17 protein-coding genes are annotated in these 17,418 nt (G+C 68.3%); 9 read left to right on the top strand and 8 right to left on the bottom strand.

All coding sequences use genetic code 11. The features are described 5' to 3' along the window. Positions 1 to 214 precede the first annotated feature (214 nt). The 3 genes from G6R31_RS02015 to G6R31_RS02005 form a co-directional block, all read right to left on the bottom strand. Positions 215 to 997: a DUF4388 domain-containing protein gene (locus G6R31_RS02015; protein WP_017869604.1), complete on the bottom strand. Its 783-nt coding sequence runs from the start codon at positions 995 to 997 to the stop codon at positions 215 to 217. 314 nt (positions 998 to 1,311) lie between these two features. Beyond that, positions 1,312 to 1,872 (bottom strand): SMC-Scp complex subunit ScpB, encoded by a 561-nt coding sequence (scpB, locus tag G6R31_RS02010; RefSeq protein WP_017869605.1) that lies wholly within the window; start codon positions 1,870 to 1,872, stop codon positions 1,312 to 1,314. Further along, a complete protein-coding gene (locus tag G6R31_RS02005) occupies positions 1,869 to 2,561 on the bottom strand; it encodes an L-threonylcarbamoyladenylate synthase (RefSeq protein ID WP_017869606.1) in 693 nt (230 codons plus the stop codon). The genes scpB and G6R31_RS02005 overlap by 4 nt, the downstream gene beginning before the upstream one ends. Positions 2,562 to 2,603: 42 nt before the next feature. On the opposite strand from G6R31_RS02005, the gene pilC reads away from it, so the two are divergent. Beyond that, a complete protein-coding gene (gene pilC, locus G6R31_RS02000) occupies positions 2,604 to 3,824 on the top strand; it encodes a type IV pilus assembly protein PilC (protein ID WP_025567367.1) in 1,221 nt (406 codons plus the stop codon). 50 nt (positions 3,825 to 3,874) lie between these two features. Here the strand turns inward: pilC and G6R31_RS01995 are convergent, their stop codons facing one another. Continuing rightward, positions 3,875 to 4,228, bottom strand: coding sequence for a DUF423 domain-containing protein (locus G6R31_RS01995; protein ID WP_017869608.1), 354 nt, complete (start codon positions 4,226 to 4,228; stop codon positions 3,875 to 3,877). 275 nt (positions 4,229 to 4,503) lie between these two features. Here G6R31_RS01995 and mraZ point away from each other — a divergent pair, with 275 nt between their 5' ends. From mraZ to G6R31_RS01975, 4 genes are read left to right on the top strand one after another with little or no spacing between them, the layout of a single operon-like run. Continuing rightward, positions 4,504 to 4,932 (top strand): division/cell wall cluster transcriptional repressor MraZ, encoded by a 429-nt coding sequence (mraZ, locus tag G6R31_RS01990; protein ID WP_017869609.1) that lies wholly within the window; start codon positions 4,504 to 4,506, stop codon positions 4,930 to 4,932. A gap of 5 nt (positions 4,933 to 4,937) precedes the next feature. Beyond that, positions 4,938 to 5,870, top strand: coding sequence for a 16S rRNA (cytosine(1402)-N(4))-methyltransferase RsmH (gene rsmH / locus G6R31_RS01985; RefSeq protein ID WP_051056467.1), 933 nt, complete (start codon positions 4,938 to 4,940; stop codon positions 5,868 to 5,870). Then, entirely contained in the window at positions 5,871 to 6,236 is a 366-nt protein-coding gene (locus G6R31_RS01980; protein ID WP_017869611.1) for a hypothetical protein, read from the top strand. Next, positions 6,227 to 7,573, top strand: coding sequence for a peptidoglycan D,D-transpeptidase FtsI family protein (locus tag G6R31_RS01975; RefSeq protein ID WP_017869612.1), 1,347 nt, complete (start codon positions 6,227 to 6,229; stop codon positions 7,571 to 7,573). The genes G6R31_RS01980 and G6R31_RS01975 overlap by 10 nt, the downstream gene beginning before the upstream one ends. Before the next feature lie 223 nt (positions 7,574 to 7,796). Here the strand turns inward: G6R31_RS01975 and G6R31_RS01970 are convergent, their stop codons facing one another. Beyond that, positions 7,797 to 8,801 (bottom strand): 4Fe-4S binding protein, encoded by a 1,005-nt coding sequence (locus tag G6R31_RS01970; protein WP_017869613.1) that lies wholly within the window; start codon positions 8,799 to 8,801, stop codon positions 7,797 to 7,799. A 135-nt stretch (positions 8,802 to 8,936) separates the two neighbouring features. Here G6R31_RS01970 and G6R31_RS01965 point away from each other — a divergent pair, with 135 nt between their 5' ends. Both G6R31_RS01965 and G6R31_RS01960 read left to right on the top strand, forming a co-directional pair. Next, positions 8,937 to 9,734 carry an ATPase gene (locus G6R31_RS01965; RefSeq protein ID WP_017869614.1) on the top strand — a complete coding sequence of 266 codons (798 nt, stop codon included), beginning with the start codon at positions 8,937 to 8,939 and terminating at the stop codon, positions 9,732 to 9,734. Continuing rightward, positions 9,731 to 10,816, top strand: a complete 1,086-nt coding sequence (locus tag G6R31_RS01960; protein WP_017869615.1) for an enolase C-terminal domain-like protein — start codon at positions 9,731 to 9,733, stop codon at positions 10,814 to 10,816. Before G6R31_RS01965 ends, G6R31_RS01960 begins: the two co-directional genes overlap by 4 nt. Before the next feature lie 153 nt (positions 10,817 to 10,969). On the opposite strand, the gene G6R31_RS01955 is transcribed toward G6R31_RS01960, so the two are convergent. After that, positions 10,970 to 11,191: a hypothetical protein gene (locus G6R31_RS01955; protein WP_010888507.1), complete on the bottom strand. Its 222-nt coding sequence runs from the start codon at positions 11,189 to 11,191 to the stop codon at positions 10,970 to 10,972. A 212-nt stretch (positions 11,192 to 11,403) separates the two neighbouring features. On the opposite strand from G6R31_RS01955, the gene G6R31_RS01950 reads away from it, so the two are divergent. Next, positions 11,404 to 13,545 (top strand): hypothetical protein, encoded by a 2,142-nt coding sequence (locus tag G6R31_RS01950; protein ID WP_025567372.1) that lies wholly within the window; start codon positions 11,404 to 11,406, stop codon positions 13,543 to 13,545. Between the two features lie 70 nt (positions 13,546 to 13,615). Continuing rightward, the gene (gene guaA, locus G6R31_RS01945) at positions 13,616 to 15,136 is read left to right on the top strand and encodes a glutamine-hydrolyzing GMP synthase (protein ID WP_017869616.1); all 1,521 of its coding nucleotides are present in this window, start codon (positions 13,616 to 13,618) and stop codon (positions 15,134 to 15,136) included. Between the two features lie 225 nt (positions 15,137 to 15,361). On the opposite strand, the gene G6R31_RS01940 is transcribed toward guaA, so the two are convergent. Both G6R31_RS01940 and G6R31_RS01935 read right to left on the bottom strand, forming a co-directional pair. Next, positions 15,362 to 15,976: a YczE/YyaS/YitT family protein gene (locus G6R31_RS01940; RefSeq protein WP_017869617.1), complete on the bottom strand. Its 615-nt coding sequence runs from the start codon at positions 15,974 to 15,976 to the stop codon at positions 15,362 to 15,364. A 34-nt stretch (positions 15,977 to 16,010) separates the two neighbouring features. Continuing rightward, positions 16,011 to 17,318: an RNA-guided endonuclease InsQ/TnpB family protein gene (locus G6R31_RS01935; protein WP_017869618.1), complete on the bottom strand. Its 1,308-nt coding sequence runs from the start codon at positions 17,316 to 17,318 to the stop codon at positions 16,011 to 16,013. Positions 17,319 to 17,418 lie beyond the last annotated feature (100 nt).

Raw genomic sequence — 17,418 nt, 5'->3', positions numbered from 1 at the left:
GGAAGGCGCCGCCTGTGCATCCATATCGCGTAACCCGTATTTTTTCCTACTCGCATCCGCTCTGCTGCGCAGCTTTGCAAGTCGGATTGAATCTGAAACTACCAGATTCAATCGGAAATCCGTATGATACGGGTCCGGGCGGCCTGGAACAAAGGGAGGAGCGCTTTTTCGACAGTCCGGCTCTGGCGCGGCCAGCCGGTGCGAGGCCCGAACGTCAGGCCGGTTTGACCAGCACACTCTCCCCGGCCTGCAAGCGCGTTTTGGTGAGCACGTCGGGCGGAATCAGAATCAGCGCTCCCACTTCGGGGTGCCCGCGCACGGGAAAGCGGTAGCTCTTGCCGCCCTCGTCGCGTACGCCCACGTGCTCCGGCAGCCGCCCCAGGTCGCCTTTCCAGCGCTCCACGATCATGGCGTCGACCAGCACGGCTCCCGCGACCTCGTGCGTGACCGCGACCAGCAGCCGGGCGGTGCGCAGCCGCCGCTCGCGCAGCAGGCCCAGACGCGCCAGGCGAGCGGCGAGGGCCGCGGCCCCGGGGTCGGCGGCGAGGTCGCCCAGCGGCACCTGCGCCCGAATCCGGTCCAGCACCTCCCACTCGGACAGCGACCAGGGAAAGGCCGCCAGCCGTGCGGGGTCGGTCACGCGGGCCGGGCCGGTAAACGGCAGTTCGGGCGCAGGCAGCTCGCGCAGCGCGGCGTAGGCCACCACGTCGAGGGGCACGTCGAGCGGGCGGTGCGCACTGCGCACACCTTCGTCGAACTGAAAGTGTCCGCTCGGCTCCCGCAGCAGCCCCACGAGGGCCTCGGCCCCTTCCAGGTCACTTTCCCCCGGCGCGCCCCGCAGCCGACGCAGCGACACCCGCCGCACCTGTCCCCCTTCAAGCCAGCACTGAAACAGGGCGCCGGGCCGCTGCACCCGCAAGACCCCGGTGCGTTTGCCCTGGGCCAGCAGCAGCAGCAGTTGCAGGACATCGAAATCTGCAAGATTACTCAGGGTCATCACGAACCGCCTTGCCGGGAAGTCTAGAGCATTTGACAAAAAAAGCTGGGCTGGACGGCCCCCTTTCCTCTGTCATACGGATTCCGATTGAATCTGGTAGTTTCAGATTCAATCCGAGCGGATGCGAGTAGGAAAGAATACGGGTTACGCGATATGGATGCACAGGCGGCGCTTTCCCGACTGTGCAGGAATGAAGCGGAATCCGTATCACATGCTCTGGCCGAGGCCTCTGCCCCGTGTCTTCCGTCAGCCGCGCTGCTTGCGGCCTTCCTTCTGGCTTGCTCGGTCTGGACAGGCATACACCCAGGCGTCGCTCAACTGCGCAGGAGGTGCGAGAAATCGGCGCCCTGAAGCGGCGGCAACTCCTGAAGGCTGCTCAGGCCGAATTCCAGCAGGAATTTCTCGGTGGTGCCGTAGAGCAGCGGCTGGCCCACGGCGTCGCTGCGGCCCACCACCTTGACCAGTTCACGTTCCTGCAAGGTGAGCACCGTGCCCGCGCTCGCCCCGCGCATCGCTTCTATCTCGGCCCGCGTGACCGGCTGGCGGTAGGCGATGATCGCCAGCACTTCCAGCGCGGCGCTGCTCAGGGTCGGCAGCGGTGGGGGGGCCAGCAGCGGGGCGAGGTGCCCGGCCAGCGGCGGCGGCACGATCAGGCGGTAGCCGCCCGCCACGGCTTCCAGGGCCATGCCCAGTCCGGCGGCGTCCAGCGCGGCCCCGAACGCCTGCACCGCCCGCAGCGCCGCGTCCTCGCCCAGTCCCAGCACGCTCGCCAGTTCGCGCAGCCGTACGGGACGCCCCGCCGCCAGCAGCGCGGCCCCGATCAGGGCCTGGGGCGACCCCGCCGCTCGCTCTGGAGGGGAGGTGTCCGTGCTCAAAGCGTTTCCACCCGCACGCCCAGCGGGGCCAGCCGCGCGGCGAGTTCGGCGCGGCCCAGGCCCCCTTCCCGCAGCACACGGGCCACCTGCTCGCCCGGTGCGGGCAGCCGCAGCACGGTGCTCGGCACGGCCAGGGGCCGGGGGGCCTGTCCCGCCGCGTCCGGAACATCCGGCAAAAGCAGGTCGGCCAGGGCGTAGGCCTCGGCCTCGGCCTGGGAACTGGCCGCCGCCTGACCGCTGGGGTTGAGGCTGGTGGTCGCCAGCACGCCCCCGGCGGCCCGGAGCAGCGCCAGCGCCACCGGATGCGCGGGCACCCGCAGGCCCAGCCAGCCGTCCGGAGCGACGGCCCCTGCTCCCGCGCCCCACGCCCGCAGCCGCTCGGGCTGGCCGGGCGTCACGACGGTCAGCGGCCCCGGCCAGCACCCGCTGAGGGCAAGGAGTGCGGGGCTGGGCACGGCCAGGGCCAGGGCGGTGGCCGCGTCCAGGCAGGAGAGTTGCAGAGGCTTGTCGGCTTCGCGCCCCTTGCGGCGGTAGAGTTCGGCGGCAGCGGCGGGGCGGGCGGCCAGGCCCCAGACGGTTTCGGTGGGGTAGGCGACCACGCCCCCCCGGTCGAGAATCTGGGCGGCGGCGCGAAAAAGGTCAGGGTCGGGGGCAACGTCGGACATGGTCGGCAGGGCGGGCGCGGACATGTAAGGTTCGCGCAAGACGCTGCTGACTATACTCACTCCCATATGCCGGCCTACGAATATCGCGCCCGGGACCGGGGAGGACGGGTCCTCAAATCCCAGATGGAGGCCGAGTCCGAAGCCCAGGTCCGCGACGCGCTCCGGGCCCGCAACCTGATGATTCTGGATATCAAGGCCCCCAAGACGGGCCTGAACGCCGACATCAAGATTCCGGGACTGACCGACCGCCCGCCGGGCCTCAAGCAGGTGGCGGTGTTCAGCAAGCAGCTCGCCACCCTCATCAACGCCGGGGTGCCGCTGGTGCAGTCGCTCGCCATCTTGCAGCGTCAGCTCGACAACAAGACGTTCGAGAACGTCATCAAGAAGGTGCGCGGCGAGGTGGAATCGGGCGTGCCGCTCAGCGAGGCCCTGCAGGAGCACCCCAAGATTTTCGGGCGCCTGTTCATCAACCTCGTCCGCGCCGGGGAGACGAGCGGCACGCTCGACACGGTGCTCGACCGCATTGCCGACTTTCAGGAAAAGCAGCTCGCCCTCCAGGGCAAGATCAAGGGCGCCCTGACCTACCCCACGGTGGTGCTGGTGTTCGCCATCGGCATCACGTACTTTCTGCTGACCACCATCGTGCCGCAGTTCGCCAGCATCCTGACGCAGCTCAACGCGCCTCTGCCCTTCATCACCCGGATGCTGATGGCGGTGTCGAGCTTTCTCCAGAATTCCGGCCTGCTGATTCTGGCGTTCATCGCCGTCACCGTCTTCGTCTACCGCTGGTACTACCGCACGCCGAAGGGCCGCTACGTCATCGACGACATCAAGCTGCGCATGCCGGTGTTCGGAAACCTGATTCAGAAAAGCGCCATCAGCTCGTTTGCCCGCACCTTCGGCCTGCTCATCAGCAGCGGGGTGAACATCATCGAGTCGCTGGAAATCACCAAGGGCACCGCCGACAACGCAGTGGTCGAGGAAACCATCGAGAACGCCAAGAACGTGGTCGTTTCCGGCGACCAGATGAGTTCGAGCCTGGCGACGAGCAAGGTCTTTCCGCCGATGGTGGTCAGCATGGTCGCCATCGGGGAAGAAACCGGGTCGCTCGACAACATGCTGAACAAGGTCGCCGACTTCTACGACCGCGAGGTGGACGAAGCCGTCGAGAGCCTGACCGCCGCCATCGAACCCATGATGATCGTGTTTCTAGGCGGCATCGTCGGCCTGATCGTGGCTGGGATGTTCCTGCCGATGTTCAGCATCATCGGCACGCTCAGCCAGTAAGCGGCGTTTGCCGCTCCGCTGCCCCCGTCCGTGTGGCGGGGGCCAGTCCTTTACCGGCGGGCCGCGTCGAGCGCGAGCAGCACGAAGCCCGCAATCATGAGCACGCCGCCGATGGGCGTAATGGCCCCCAGCCAGCGCAGGCCGGTCAGCGCCATCAGGTACAGCGAGCCGCCGAAAATCACGGCGCCGAGCAGCAGCGGCCAGCCCGCGCGGGTCGAGAACGGCAGGGCGCCGAGCAGCATCAGCGCGAGCGCGGCGTACATCTGGTAGCGGGCGCCCGTCTCGACGTTGGCGAGCATGGCGGGGTCGAGCCGGGTTTTGAGGGCGTGCGCGGCAAAGGCGCCGATGGCGACACTCAGGGCGGCGAGCAAAGCTCCGGCTTGCAGGGCGAGACGAGCGGTCATGCCCCCAGGGTAGTGGGAAAAGGGCGGGGAGCGTGTCCTCCCTGGGCCCGCCACGCCCGGCCCAGGGTGGGAGGCCTGGGCAGGAGCGAGGGAGTTTGGGGGGGGAAGGTGGGAATCGGTGGTAAAGCGTGGTGAACGCTGTTACACTTTTCACGTCAGTTCAGGAACGTGCCCCCCGTGGTGCGGGGCTGGGCTGCCTTTACTTTTACTTTATTTCAGAGACGTCGGACGGCCCAGCCGCCCGCGTGCTGAAAGTGCCGAGGAGAGGACCCCCGTTGCCGTTTGGTGAATACCCCTATACGATTGACGACAAGGGCCGCGTGGTCATGCCACCGGCCTTCCGTGAATTCGTGGAGGACGGCCTGATTCTCACGCGCGGCATGGAAGGGTGTCTGTACGCTTTTCCTCTGCCGGGCTGGAAACGGGTCGAGGAACAGCTTGAGGGCCTTCCCCTCACGGACGCCGGGTCGCGGGCGTTCGTGCGGTTTTTCTATTCCGGGGCCAGCAAGGCGCGGCTCGACAACCAGAGCCGGGTCAGCATTCCCCAGACCCTGCGCACCTTTGCGGGGCTGGAAAGCGACGTGATCGTGGCCGGTGCCCCCGGCAGGCTGGAACTCTGGAACCCCCAGCGCTGGGAAGCGGCCATCGCGGCCGTGCAGGCCGAGCCACCTCAACCTGACCTTCTCGCCAACTTCGTGGCGTGATCATGATGACTGCAAATCAGGGGCCTGTGTCCCCTTTTCCCGAAACTCCCGACTCCGAAGCCTCTCTCTCCCACGTTCCGGTGCTGGCCGCCGAAATCGTGGAGGCCCTGGCCCCGGCCCCCGGCAAGGTGTTTGTCGACGGGACGCTGGGCGGGGCCGGACACACCCGGCTGCTGCTGGAACGCGGCGCGACCGTGTACGGCATCGACCAGGACCCCTACGCCCTGGAGCGTGCCCGGCAAGCCGGACTGCCCGGACTGCACGTTCTGCAAGGCAACTACCGCGACATGGCCGGGCTGCTCGCCTCGGCGGGGGTCACGCAGGTGGACGGCATTCTGCTCGACATCGGCGTGAGCAGCTTTCAGCTCGACGACGCCGGGCGCGGGTTTTCGTACCACACGGAAGCCCCGCTCGACATGCGCATGAGCCAGAGCGGCGAGTCGGCCGCTGACGTGGTCAACGACCTGGACGAAACCGAACTCGCCGCGCTGATCTACGAGTACGGCGAGGAAAGGCACTCGCGCCGCATCGCCCGTTTCATCGTGCAGGCGCGGGACAAAGCCCCCATCGAGACCACGGTGCAGCTCGCGGAGATCATCAAGCGGGCGTATCCGGGGTTTTCCAAGGGGATTCACCCCGCCCGGCGGACCTTTCAGGCCCTGCGCATCTACGTCAACGACGAACTCGGCGCCCTGCGCGACGGGCTGACGGCGGCGCAGAGCCTGCTGGCCCCCGGTGGGCGGCTGGCCGTGATCAGCTTCCACTCGCTCGAAGACCGCATCGTCAAGCGCTTTTTGCTCGGCAGCGACGTGCTGACCCCGCTCACCAAGCGGCCCATCGTGGCCGCCGAGAGCGAGCAGGCCGACAACCCCCGCGCCCGCAGCGCCAAGTTGCGGGTGGCCGAGCGGGCCGCCGTGCCCGCGCCGGAGGCGAGCTAGGTGCCGCGCCAGGGCCTGCTGAGCGCCGACCCAGCGCTGTGGCGGCGCCGGGCGGTGCGGCTGCTGCTGACCTACCTGCTGCTGACGTTGACGCTGCTGAGTGCCCGCTCGCTGACCCGCCACGTGCGCCCCGACCTGCTGGCCGCCCGTGAGCAGGAACAGGCGCTGACCCAGGAACGTGACCAGCGCGAACTGCGCGTCCAGACGCTGCTCGCCGACACCCGGGTGCGGCAATGGGCGCTGCAAAACGGCATGGTGCTTTCCGCCGAGGCCCCCAAGACCTTCCGCGACCTGGGCACCCAGACGGTGCCGCCGCTGCCCCAAGCTCCCGCAGAGCCCCTGAAGGTGAAGATCCAATGGAACTGAAAATTCGTAGCCGCTCCCGCCTGATGCAGATCATCGCCCTGATGATGTTCGCCACGCTGGTGTGGGCCTACGCGCAAATCGAGTGGGGACCGCCCAACTCCATCACCGTCAAACATCAAACCGTGCGCGGCAGTGTGCTGGCGAGCGACGGCACCGTGCTGGCCCGCACGCTGGGCGACAAGCGCGTCTATCCCCAGGGCACCCTGGCCGGGCAGGTGCTGGGGATGCTGGGCGACTCGGGCGGCCTCGAAGGCATCGAGCGCACCTTCGACGACTCGCTGCAGGCCGGGCAGGACGTGCGGCTCACGCTCGACCCCTCGGCGCAGGCGATTGCCGAAACCGCGCTCGCACGCGGCGTTCAGACGCACCAGGCGCAGTACGGCACGGTGGTCATGCTCGAAACCCGCACCGGGCGCGTCCTGGCCGCCGCCACCTATCCGCCCTTCGACCCGGGCAACTGGCGCGGCAAGGCGGACACCCAGGAACGGGTCAAAAACCGCGCCTTTCTCGACGCCTACGAACCCGGCTCGACCATGAAGGCTCTGACCATCGCCGCCGCCCTCAACGACGGCATCACCACGCCGGGCACGGTGTACGACACCCCCATGCGCCGCCACGTCGGCGGACGCTGGGGCCACAACATCGGGGACGCGGTGGACCATCCGCCGAGCCTCACCACCCAGCAGGTGCTGCGCTACTCGTCGAACGTGGGTATGAGTCACATCGTCGAGGGCTTTACCTACCAGAAGCTGCGCGATTACCTCGTCGCCTACGGGTTCGGGCAAAAGGTGAACCTGACCGGCGCCGTGACCGCGCAGGGCATCCTCAAACCCATCGAGAAGTGGAACGACCTCGAGCGGGCCACCAACTCGTTCGGGCAGGGGGTCAGCGGCACCACCCTGCAGGTGGCGGCGGCCTACAACGCGGTCGCCAACGACGGCCTGTACGTCTCGCCGCGCCTGATCGAGGGCGCTCCGGCAGGCGAACGCCACGAGGTGGTCCGCGCCAGCTCGGCCCGTGCCGTGCGCGACATGCTGAAAAACGTGGTGGTCGAGGGCAAGTTCGCCAGCATCGACGGCTACGACCTGAGCGGCAAGACCGGCACCGCGCAGGTGGCGACCGAAAACGGCTACTCCAGCAGCGTGTACAAAAGCACCTACGCCGGGTTTTTCCCCAGCGATACCCCCCGCGTCACCGTGGCCGTGATGATTCACGGCGCTCAGGGCGAGTACCACGGCTCGCAGGTCGCGGCGCCCGTGTTCCGCGAAATCGCCTCGGGCATGCTCTCGGAATGGGGTACTGCGCCCGAAGTCACGGCCAGCGAACCGGCCAAGTAAGACGAATTCATACGGCTTCGAGCACCGGGTCGCATATCAAATCCAGTGTTCGGAGCCGTATGATACGGGGCTGGGCTTTACTCCGCACATCCGAGGAAAGCGCCCGAATGTGCTCTGCTTCGCAGCTTTGCAAGTCTGCTTCGCCCAGCCCCGTTTTTTCTTCTACTCGCTCTGCTCGGAAAAATAGTTTGAATACCCAAACTCTTTTTCAAAGCCGTATGCCCTACATCACCGAGTCGCTTTCCCGCAGCAAAATCGGCAGCTCGAAGGCGGGCGCCAGCCACTGCCGCTGCTCGTGAATCGCCTGGGGCGGGCAGGAGCGCAGACAGGCCATGCAGCCGGTGCAGGCGGACAGGTCGAGCAGCAGCCGCACGCCGCCTTCGGGTTGCAGGTCGCGGGTGATGGCCTGGGTAGGGCAGACGTTGGCGCACACCGGGCAGTCGATACAGGTCTCGTCCACCACCGGCGCGGGCCAGTCGATGCCCACGTCCTGCGGAAGCGGCGTGCCCAGCGCCTTTTTGCGCCACTGCCACTCGGCGGGGGTGCGCTCTGCAGGTTCGGACCAGTCCACGAAGGGCAGCGGGCGCTCGGGCAGGCGCTGGGCGAGTTGCTGCGACCCGCTGCGGAACAGGGCACCGAAGGCCCCGCGCCGCGTGAGGTTCTGCGCCCGCTCGCCGTCCTCCGGCACCGCCGGGCGCAGGGTCACTTCGGCGGGGCGGCCCGTGGCGCGGCGCAGGGTCTGGGTCTCGTGCAGCGCGTTCAGGAGGCGCTGCGGCACGTCGGGGCGGCCCACCGAACAGGAGCCGCACTCGCCGTGAATCAGGGTCAGCGGAATGCCCCAGCCCCCCGCCGCCGTGAGCAGGGCGGGGGTGACGCGGCCCAGGCAGGGCAGTTGCGGCCCGCCCGCGCCGCTTTGCGAGCAGGTCAGGGTGGCTTCGCTGGCCGCGCCGCCGCGCTGCCCCTGCACACTTTCCAGGGGCGCGAGCAGGTCGTATTCCAGCGCCCCCGACGGGCAACTCTGGACGCACAGGCCGCAGCCGGTGCAGCGCTCAGGGTCGATTTCGACGGCGTAACCTCCGGCGTTCACCGTCACCGCTTCGTGCGGGCAGGCCTCCACACACACCGCGCAGCCCCCCACCGCGTGCCGGTCGAGCAGGCAGCGCGGCTGGGTGTACCGGGGCACGAGGTTGCCCATCTCGCCGAGTTGGTCCAGAACGCCGCGCAACATGGGGGCGAGTATGCGGCCCGGCGCGGCAAGGCACAAGGAGCAGGGTTACGAGGGGCCGGCCCCCTCCTCCCCCTCACCTGCACTGCCACAGACAACGCCCGTCCCACTTTCCCGGCAGGCGCTAGCCTCGCCCCGATGTCCAGTTCTCCTCTGCCCGGTCTGCGGGCCGCCGACTCGCCCCCCACCTTCTTACCCGGCCCCGCCGAGCGGCCCCTGGGCGACCTGCCGCTGACCGTGCTGGTCGGCGTGACCGGCGTGGGCAAAAGCACCGCGCTGGCGGCGCTGCGGGAGGCGGACCCCGCGCTGAAGGTGCTGCCCGACCGCCGGGAAGTGACCGACGCGGTGATGATTCTGCCGCTCTCGGGCGGGCCGGTCAGCGACCGTGAGGAACGCTTTCGCCTGACCGCGCTCTACCGCCAGACCCATCCCGGCGGCATGGCACAGGCGCTGGGGTCCCTGCTCGCCGACACCGGGCACTGGGGCGAACAGCCGGTGTTCGACGGCCTGCGCGGCGAGGACGAGGTGCGCTACGCCGCCGCGCACTTTCCCCGCTGGCGCTTCGTGGCGCTGGGGGCGCCCGACGCGGTGCGGGTCCGGCGCTTGCTGGGCCGGGGCGACCACTTCGACCAGATTCGGACGGAAGGCGCCGAAGACCTCCGCGCCGCGCTGGAAGGATTGAAGGGCAGCGCCGAGGTGTTCACCGCCGCCGAACTCGACGACCTCGCCGCGCTGGTAAAGGAAGGCCACCGCCCGGAGGACATCCTCGCCAAGACGAAAATCGTGCTGAGCGAGCGGCGCAACTACGACCCCGCCGCCGCCGAAGCCGCGCTGCGGACCCTGCCCCCCGAGCGGGCGCTGATGCTCGACACCGTGCAGCTCTCGCCCGAGCAGGTGGGCGCGGCGGTGCGGGCCTGGGCCGGGGGCAAGGCGTGAGCGCGGCGGTCCGGACGATCGAGGCGATTTCCTACCGTCTGCCGCTGACCTCGAAGCTGGCCTGGGGCGCCCACTCCGCGCTGAGTGCCGCCGAGCACGTGCTGGTGCGCGTGACCCTGACCGACGGCAGCGTGGGCGTGGCCGAGGCGACCCCGCGCCCGACCATCTACGGCGAGACGCCCGGCAGCGTGGTGGCCATCCTGCGGCACCTCGAACCCGCGCTGCTGGGGGTGGACATCGGGGACGAGGCGGCTCTGAACCGGGTCCGGAACGGCGTGGCGGGCAACCACACGGCGCGGGGGGCGCTCGACATGGCGCTGTGGGAAGCGCGGGCGGCGTCACGCGGAGAGAGCCTCTTCGACACCCTTCTGGGGCCAAAGGAGCGGGTGCGTGTCAGTTTCATCCTGGGCATCGCCACGCCCGCCGAGATGCTGGACGAGGCCGAGCGGGTGGTGTCGGCGGGCGTGCGCTGCCTGAAGGTGAAGGTGGGACGCGACGCGGCGCATGACCTGAAGGTGATTGCCGAACTGCGCCGCCGCTACGGGGACGACGTGCAGCTCTACGCCGACAGCAACGAGACGCTGACGCCCGACCTCGCGCCCGACGTGCTCGCGGCGATGCGGGACGCCGGGCTGACCTACGTGGAGGAGCCGCTGCCCGTCCGTGACCTGCGCGCCCGCGCCGCGCTGCACGCCGCCGGGGTGCTGCCCATCGTGGCCGACGACTCGTGCTTCACGCCCGCCGACCTCGAACGCGAACTCGATTTCGACACCTTCGACGTGCTCAACGTCAAGACCGCCCGCAACGGCTTTACCGACGGGCTGCACATGCTGCGCCGCGCCGCAGAACAGGGCAAACGCGGCATGGTCGGCTCTCAAGCGAGCACCGGCCTGGGCACCCTGCACGCCGCGCTGCTCTCCACCCAGGCCGAAGTGACCGAGCCGTGCGAACTGAGTTTCGTGCTCAAGCTCGGCGCCGACCTGCTGAATAAGCCCATCGAGTTCCGGGACGGCTGGCTGAACGTGCCGGAGCTGCGTGAACACGGGCTGGACGAGGCGAAGCTGGCGCAGTACCGCGTTTGATACGGATTCCGATTGAATCTGAAACTACCAGATTCAATCCGACTTGCAAAGCTGCGCAGCAGAGCGGATGCGAGTAGGAAAAAATACGGATTCTGCGATATGGATGCACAGGCGGCGCTTTCCCGGCTGTGCAGGAATTAAGCGGAATCCGTATCACTCGTCGCTGATGTCTTCGGATTCCAGAATGGCCCGGTAGTCTTCGAGGCTCTCGCCTTCGCCGAGGTCCTTGGCGATTTTTTCGATGGCGAGGCGCACGACCTCGCTCTTGCTGATCAGGCGCTCGGGGCTGGAGAGTTCGTAGGCGGTGCGGGTCAGCAGGGCGTCCTGCTCCTCGCTGATGACCACCTGCAAGCGTTTGCGTTCCTTTTTGGGCATCGCACTCCTGTTCCGCGCTGGGCGCGGCGTCAGCGGGCAGAGTAACACGCGCCCTACTCAGGGGCAACAGTTGCTCACCAGCCGCACGAGGGGGCAGATGTGTAGAACTGCCCTTTTCAGAGGGGCAAATTGAGGAGAATGTGTAGGATACACACAAGGCGCCTGACGGAGGCCGCTTCCTGCCTGGGGAGGACTCCGTATACTGGGCCGCAATGAAGTCCATCGGCTCCTATGTGGTGTTGCGCGAAGTCGTCGTGGGCGAGGGGCGCGGCGCGGCGCCCGCCTCCGCAGAGAGCGCGGCGGGTGAGGAGCTGTCATTTGAGGCCCAGCCCCGCCGCCGCGCCACTTTCCGCACGCTGTGGGCCGCCGACCGGCTGACCGGGCTGCCGGTGTTGCTGCACCCGCTGACCGCCATCGCCGCCGCGCCGCGCCTGCCCGCGCACCCGCGCCTGCTGCCGTTTACCGACATGGTGGTGGAAATGGCCGGAGCCTACCTGGTCACTGAGTTGCCCCCCCAGACCCGCCCCGCCCGCGACCCCATGCAGGCGGCGCGGGGGGCGCTGGAGGCCCTGAGCTTTCTGCACGCCCAGGGGCTGGCGCACGGCTCGCTCGACGCGGCGCAACTGTGGGACGTGGACGGACAACTGCGCGTGACTGGCGCCGGGCTGCCGCGCCCCGGCCTGCGCCCACAACCGCTCGACGACCTGCGTGACCTGGTGGCGGCCCTCGAAACGCTGGACGCCCCACCCACCCTGCTCGCGGCCCTGCGCGGCGCCCCCGACCTGAGCAGCGCCCGCGAATTCATGGACCTGCTCGACATGGGCCTGTCCGGGCAGCAACTCGCGGGCGCCCTGCCGCATGTGACCGCGCTCGGCCCGGCCCCGGAACCGCCCCCCGCCATCTTCGACAGTCCCGCCGACATCGTGCTGGGGGGCGCCCTGGCCGACGACCTGCTGGGACCGGCACCGGAGCTTTCCCCCGCATCCGGGGAAACAGGGGCGGAGACCAGGGCAGCGGAGAACGGGGCAGCGGCAGAGGGCGTGCCGGTGACCTCTGCCGCAAGCGGCGAAGCACCTGTTTCGTCCTCCTCTGCCCCCCCAGCCCCGGTTTCTTCCGCTCCCCTTCCCCGGCTTTCACGGGACCTGACCGCTCCTGCCGGGCTGCCGCTCAGGGAGGCAGCTCCCGAGCAGGACACGGTGCCCGAAGTCCTGGTGGTCGCGGCCCGGACCGGCCGTTCCGAACCGGCCCTGTCCACTTTCGCCGTGCCCACTCCCCCTGTATCGGACCTGCCCAATTCCGGCGTGACCGACTCTGACGTAACTGGGCCTGCCATGACTGGGCCTGCCATGACTGGGCCTGACCTCCCCGCCGCGCTTTTTGCGGGTCCGGGCAGTTCCGTGTCGAGCGGCCCCGCGCAGGAGGCGGCAGCGCCGGAGGTTGCGCAACCCCACGCGCCTGTGGCCCCGGAACCGGGGGCGGCACCTGGAGCGCCCGCGTCGGCCCGGCCCCGTGCCGTTCGCCGGGCGGCGGGGCGCGAAGCCCGCGAGCGGCTCAAGGCCGACCACCGCCGCCGCCTCGACCTCAGCGAGTTGCGACTGCGCCGCACGGCCGCCGAGGTGGAAAAGCTCCATGCCCCTCCCGGTCTGGTCTCCTCGCCCCTGTCCGTGGAGCCTCAGGCGGCCCCCGCCGACGAGCAGGCCGCCTCGCCCCAGGAACGCCGCCGACTGGAGCAGCAGGCCTGGGAAGAACAGGCGGCCCTCGACGCCGAGCTGGCCGCCGCCCGCCGGGCCCTGGCCCCGAGTGAGCGCCCGGCGAGCGTGCTTGTCCCCGGCGCCGCCGTGCTGGGGGGCGAACTGGCCGAAATCGCCGAGGTGCAGCGCCGGCCCCGCACCTTGCCCCTGCCGGCCCGCGCCCAGGGCGTGGTCCGTGCCGCCCGGCAACTCGCGCCGATTCGCATGGGCTGGGGCCGCGACGGTGAGCGGCAGGTGCTGCGGCGGCGCGGCCCGCGTGAGGAACTGCTGCGCTGGCTGCTGCCCACGCTGGGGGCCTTGCTGCTCGCCTTCGCGGTGGCGGCCCTGCCCCGCGCGGTCCGGGGCGGCGCCGCGCCCTGCTGCGAGGTCCAGTTCCGGCTGCTCGCCGCCGAGGCGGGCAAGCAGGCCACCCTGACGCTGCTGAGCAGTCCGGCAGGCAGCGGCTGGCAGGCCGGAACCCCTCTGGGCCGGATTCCCGGCACCGTGCGGCTGCCCGCGCCCGGCAGTTACCGCATCAAGGTCAGCGCCGACGGGTACGCGCCCGCCCGGATAGACGTGACCGCGCCGCGCCGCGAGCCGGTCACGGTTCAGCTGGGCCGCTGAACCTGCCCGCCCGGGGGCGGTGAAGGGCGCGGCTCTCCCCTGGCCCCGGCGCCGTGCCACAATCGGAGCCGTGAGCATCGTCATTCTGGATTTCGGCAGCCAGTTCACCCGCCTGATCACCCGGCGTTTCCGGGAACTCGGCGCGTACTCGGTGATTTTGCCCGGCACCGCGAGCCTGGAGCGCATCCGGCAGGAAAACCCCCAGGGCATCGTCCTCTCGGGCGGCCCCAGCAGCGTCTATGACGAGGGCGCCCCGCGCCCCGCGCCCGGCGTGCTCGACCTGAACGTACCGATTCTGGGCGTGTGCTACGGCATGCAGTACCTCGCGCACGAGGCGGGCGGCGACGTGAAGCGGGCAGGCAAGCGCGAGTACGGCAAGGCCGACCTGACCGAGTACGGCGGGCGGCTGTTCGAGGGCATTCAGGGCGAGTTCGTGGCCTGGATGAGCCACTCCGACTCGGTCACGCAGCTGCCCCAGGGCTATCAGGTGGTCGCCCGCACGGAAGACACCCCCGTGACCGCCATCGAAAACAACGAAACGCGGCGTTACGGCGTGCAGTTTCACCCCGAAGTGGTGCACACCCCCAAGGGCGGGCAACTGCTTGCCAACTTCCTCGACATCTGCGGCGTGAACCGCGACTGGAACGCCGAGCACATCGTGGACGAACTGATTGGGGGCGTGCGGGCGCAGGTCGGCGACTCGGGCCGGGTGCTGCTGGGCATCTCGGGCGGGGTGGATTCCTCGACCCTGGCGCTGCTGCTGGCCCGCGCCGTCGGTGACCGCCTGACCGCCGTGTTTATCGACCACGGCCTGCTGCGTCTGGGCGAGCGCGAACAGGTCGAAGCGGCGCTGCGGCCCCTGGGTGTGAATCTGGTCACGGTGGACGCCAGGGACGAGTTTCTGGGGCAGCTTGCGGGCGTCAGTGACCCCGAGCAGAAGCGCAAAATCATCGGGCGCGAGTTCATCCGGGCCTTCGAGCGCGAAACGGCCAAGCTGGGCGAGTTCGAGTTTCTGGCCCAGGGCACGCTGTACCCCGACGTCATCGAGTCGGCCGGGGGTGAGGGGGCCGCGAACATCAAGAGCCACCACAACGTGGGCGGCCTGCCCGACGACGTGAAGTTCAAGCTGGTCGAACCCTTCCGCACGCTGTTCAAGGACGAGGTGCGCGAGATTGCCCGCCTGCTGGGGCTGCCCGACCACATCCGGATGCGCCACCCCTTCCCCGGTCCCGGCCTCGCCATTCGCGTGCTGGGCGAAGTGACCGAGGAAAAACTCGACATCCTCAAGCGGGTGGACGACATCTTCATCTCGGGGCTGCGCGAGTTCGGGCTGTACGACGGCTGCTCACAGGCGCTGGCGGTGCTCACCCCCATTCAGTCGGTCGGCGTGATGGGCGACGAGCGCACCTACTCCTACACGGCGGCGCTGCGGGCGGTGACCACCGACGACTTCATGACCGCCGAGTGGGCACGCCTGCCCTACGAATTCCTGGCGACCATGAGCAACCGAATCGTCAATCAGGTGCACGAAATCAACCGCGTGGTGTACGACATCACCGGCAAGCCGCCCGCCACCATCGAGTGGGAATGACCGCCTGATACGGATTCCGCTTAATTCCTGCACAGTCGGGCCTGTACAGTTGGGAAGGCGCCGCCTGTGCATCCATATCGCAGAAGTCCGTATTTTTTCCTACTCGCATCCGCTCTGCTGCGCAGCTTTGCAAGTCGGATTGAATCTGAAACGACCAGATTCAATCGGAATCCGTATGACAATCCCTTTCGCCCCCGGCCCGACGGCTGGGGGTTTTCTGTCCTTTTACTTTTTGCCCTTCCCGACCCCGAACAACGCCAGCCCCCACGCCATGCTCGGCCCGGCCAGCAGCGCGAAGACGAGGGTGCCCCAGCCCAGCGGCCCGCCGAGCGCCGTGCCCGCCGCGAGCACGACGAGTTCCACCACCGTGCGGATTCGGGCCACCGGCCAGCCGTACACGCGGTTCAGGCCCAGCATCAGCCCGTCACGTGGCCCAGCCCCCAGACCGGCACCGACATACGCGCCTGTGGCGAGGCCGAGCAGCGCGACCCCCAGCAGAAACTGCGCCCAGCGCCCGGCCAGCGTGCCCGGGGTGTGGACCAGCGGGGCCAGGGCGTCCAGAAACACGCCGATGAGCAGCACGTTGAGCAGCGTGCCGACCCCCAGCGGCTCGCGCAGGTTCAGGCGGGTGTACGCGAGCAGCGCCAGCCCGACCAGAATGCTGACCTGTCCCACGCTCAGGCCGGCGTGGGCGCTCAGGCCGAGGTGAAAGACCTCCCAGGGCGCCACGCCGACCCGCGCCTCGATCATCAGGCGCAGGCTCAGGCCGTAGCCCAGCAGCCCCGCCAGCAGCAGCAGCAGGCGCGGCAGCGAGGACCGGGGCAGCGGGGGACGGGACATAGAGGCCGAGGCTAGCACCGTCAGTAACCCCGCTCTAAAGAGCGAGGCTTGTATCTGGATTCCATCGCAATTCCGCGTACCTCGAAAGGCGAGCGGCTTTGACTTCAACATCCGACACATCAGGGCGTACTGACAAAACACCCGTACTCATCCAGTCCTGCCGGACAAGCATCGTTCTCAAACCGATATTCACACTCGCCACCCTATCCGCGTGACCCCTATGACCACAGACCTCACAAACAAACTCCAGGCCAGCACCAGGGCGGTTGTCTTTCGAGACGTGGCCGCACTTGTGGCAGGCTTGGCTGGTGTAGTTGGCATCTACCCGCACGGCGAGAGAGCCGTGCAGCGGTGCCTTGTACGCCAGCATCGTTTGGAGTTCCGCGAACGACCACTGACTGCGGCGGCGCTTCGCTTTCCGCGCCTTCTTACTGGCCTTCGGATTGCTGCGCCCCTCGGTGCGGTCGCGGATGTTGGTCAGGTCTTCCAGGCCAAAGATCGAGCCTGGAAAACGGGTGAGGAGCATCTTGCTCAGAACGTGGTTGCGATCAGCGACAAACCGTCTTTCCCGTCCGCTCACGGCGACCAACCTACGAGTCGCGGAACGGGTGCCTTTGCGCTGGAGGGATTTCCTTGTACGAGCGAACTGGTCTTTTCGCTGCCCGGTTGCCGCCCCCTTCTCGAAGAGCGATTTGCCATCCTTGTCGGTGGCGACGAAGTGATACCGCTGGCCTACATCCACACCGACCACGTTTTTGTGGTCAGTCGGCTGCGGGTCGGGAAGCTCGATGTTCAGGGCGACGATCAGGAAGTATTGCTTCCTCGACTTCTGGTAGTAGAGCTTGGCGGCTCCCGTCTCGCAGCCTTGCTGAATGTAATCAAGGTGCTTCTGATGGCCGTCGAACTCCAAAACCAACCGTCCGTCAAGCGTTCCGATGCTGACCCGTCCATCTTTCTTCCACGAGTAGTCGCGCTGGTATTGGTATTCCAGCGTGCGACTGACGAACTTGGGCGCAGAATCCAAGCCCTTGTAACGCTTCTTGGTGAAGCCTTTTTCGCGGGACTTGATGTTCTGCTTCAACTTCGTCCACTGCGTCTTGTAGCTGGCAGCGACCTGCCTCTCGACGGTACACGCAAGCTGTGCCCCCAGTCCGAACTTCTCCCGCAGTGGCTTGTAGGTCACGGCGTGGAGCTTCGGGGCCGAGGACGTTTTGTCCAGCTTAAACGCTTCTTCGGAGGCGAAGTTCAGAGCGTCACGGTAGGCCAAAGAAACCGCGTCCAGCTTCGCCTTTTGTTCCGGCGAGTGACGCAACTTCAGCTTGGCGCTGATCGTAACCCTCATAAGAGCAACCTAGCATGGTGAAGAAATTGAAGCGAGAGGCTTCGGCCTATGTCTCGCCGCCTACGGCGTCGTCTCCATTCCTCCCCGCGCTAAAGCACGG

This window comes from Deinococcus wulumuqiensis R12, from assembly GCF_011067105.1.
Lineage (GTDB): Bacteria > Deinococcota > Deinococci > Deinococcales > Deinococcaceae > Deinococcus > Deinococcus wulumuqiensis.
The sequence above is the reverse complement of the archived record's forward strand: the minus strand, read 5'-3'. Positions and strand labels throughout refer to the sequence as shown.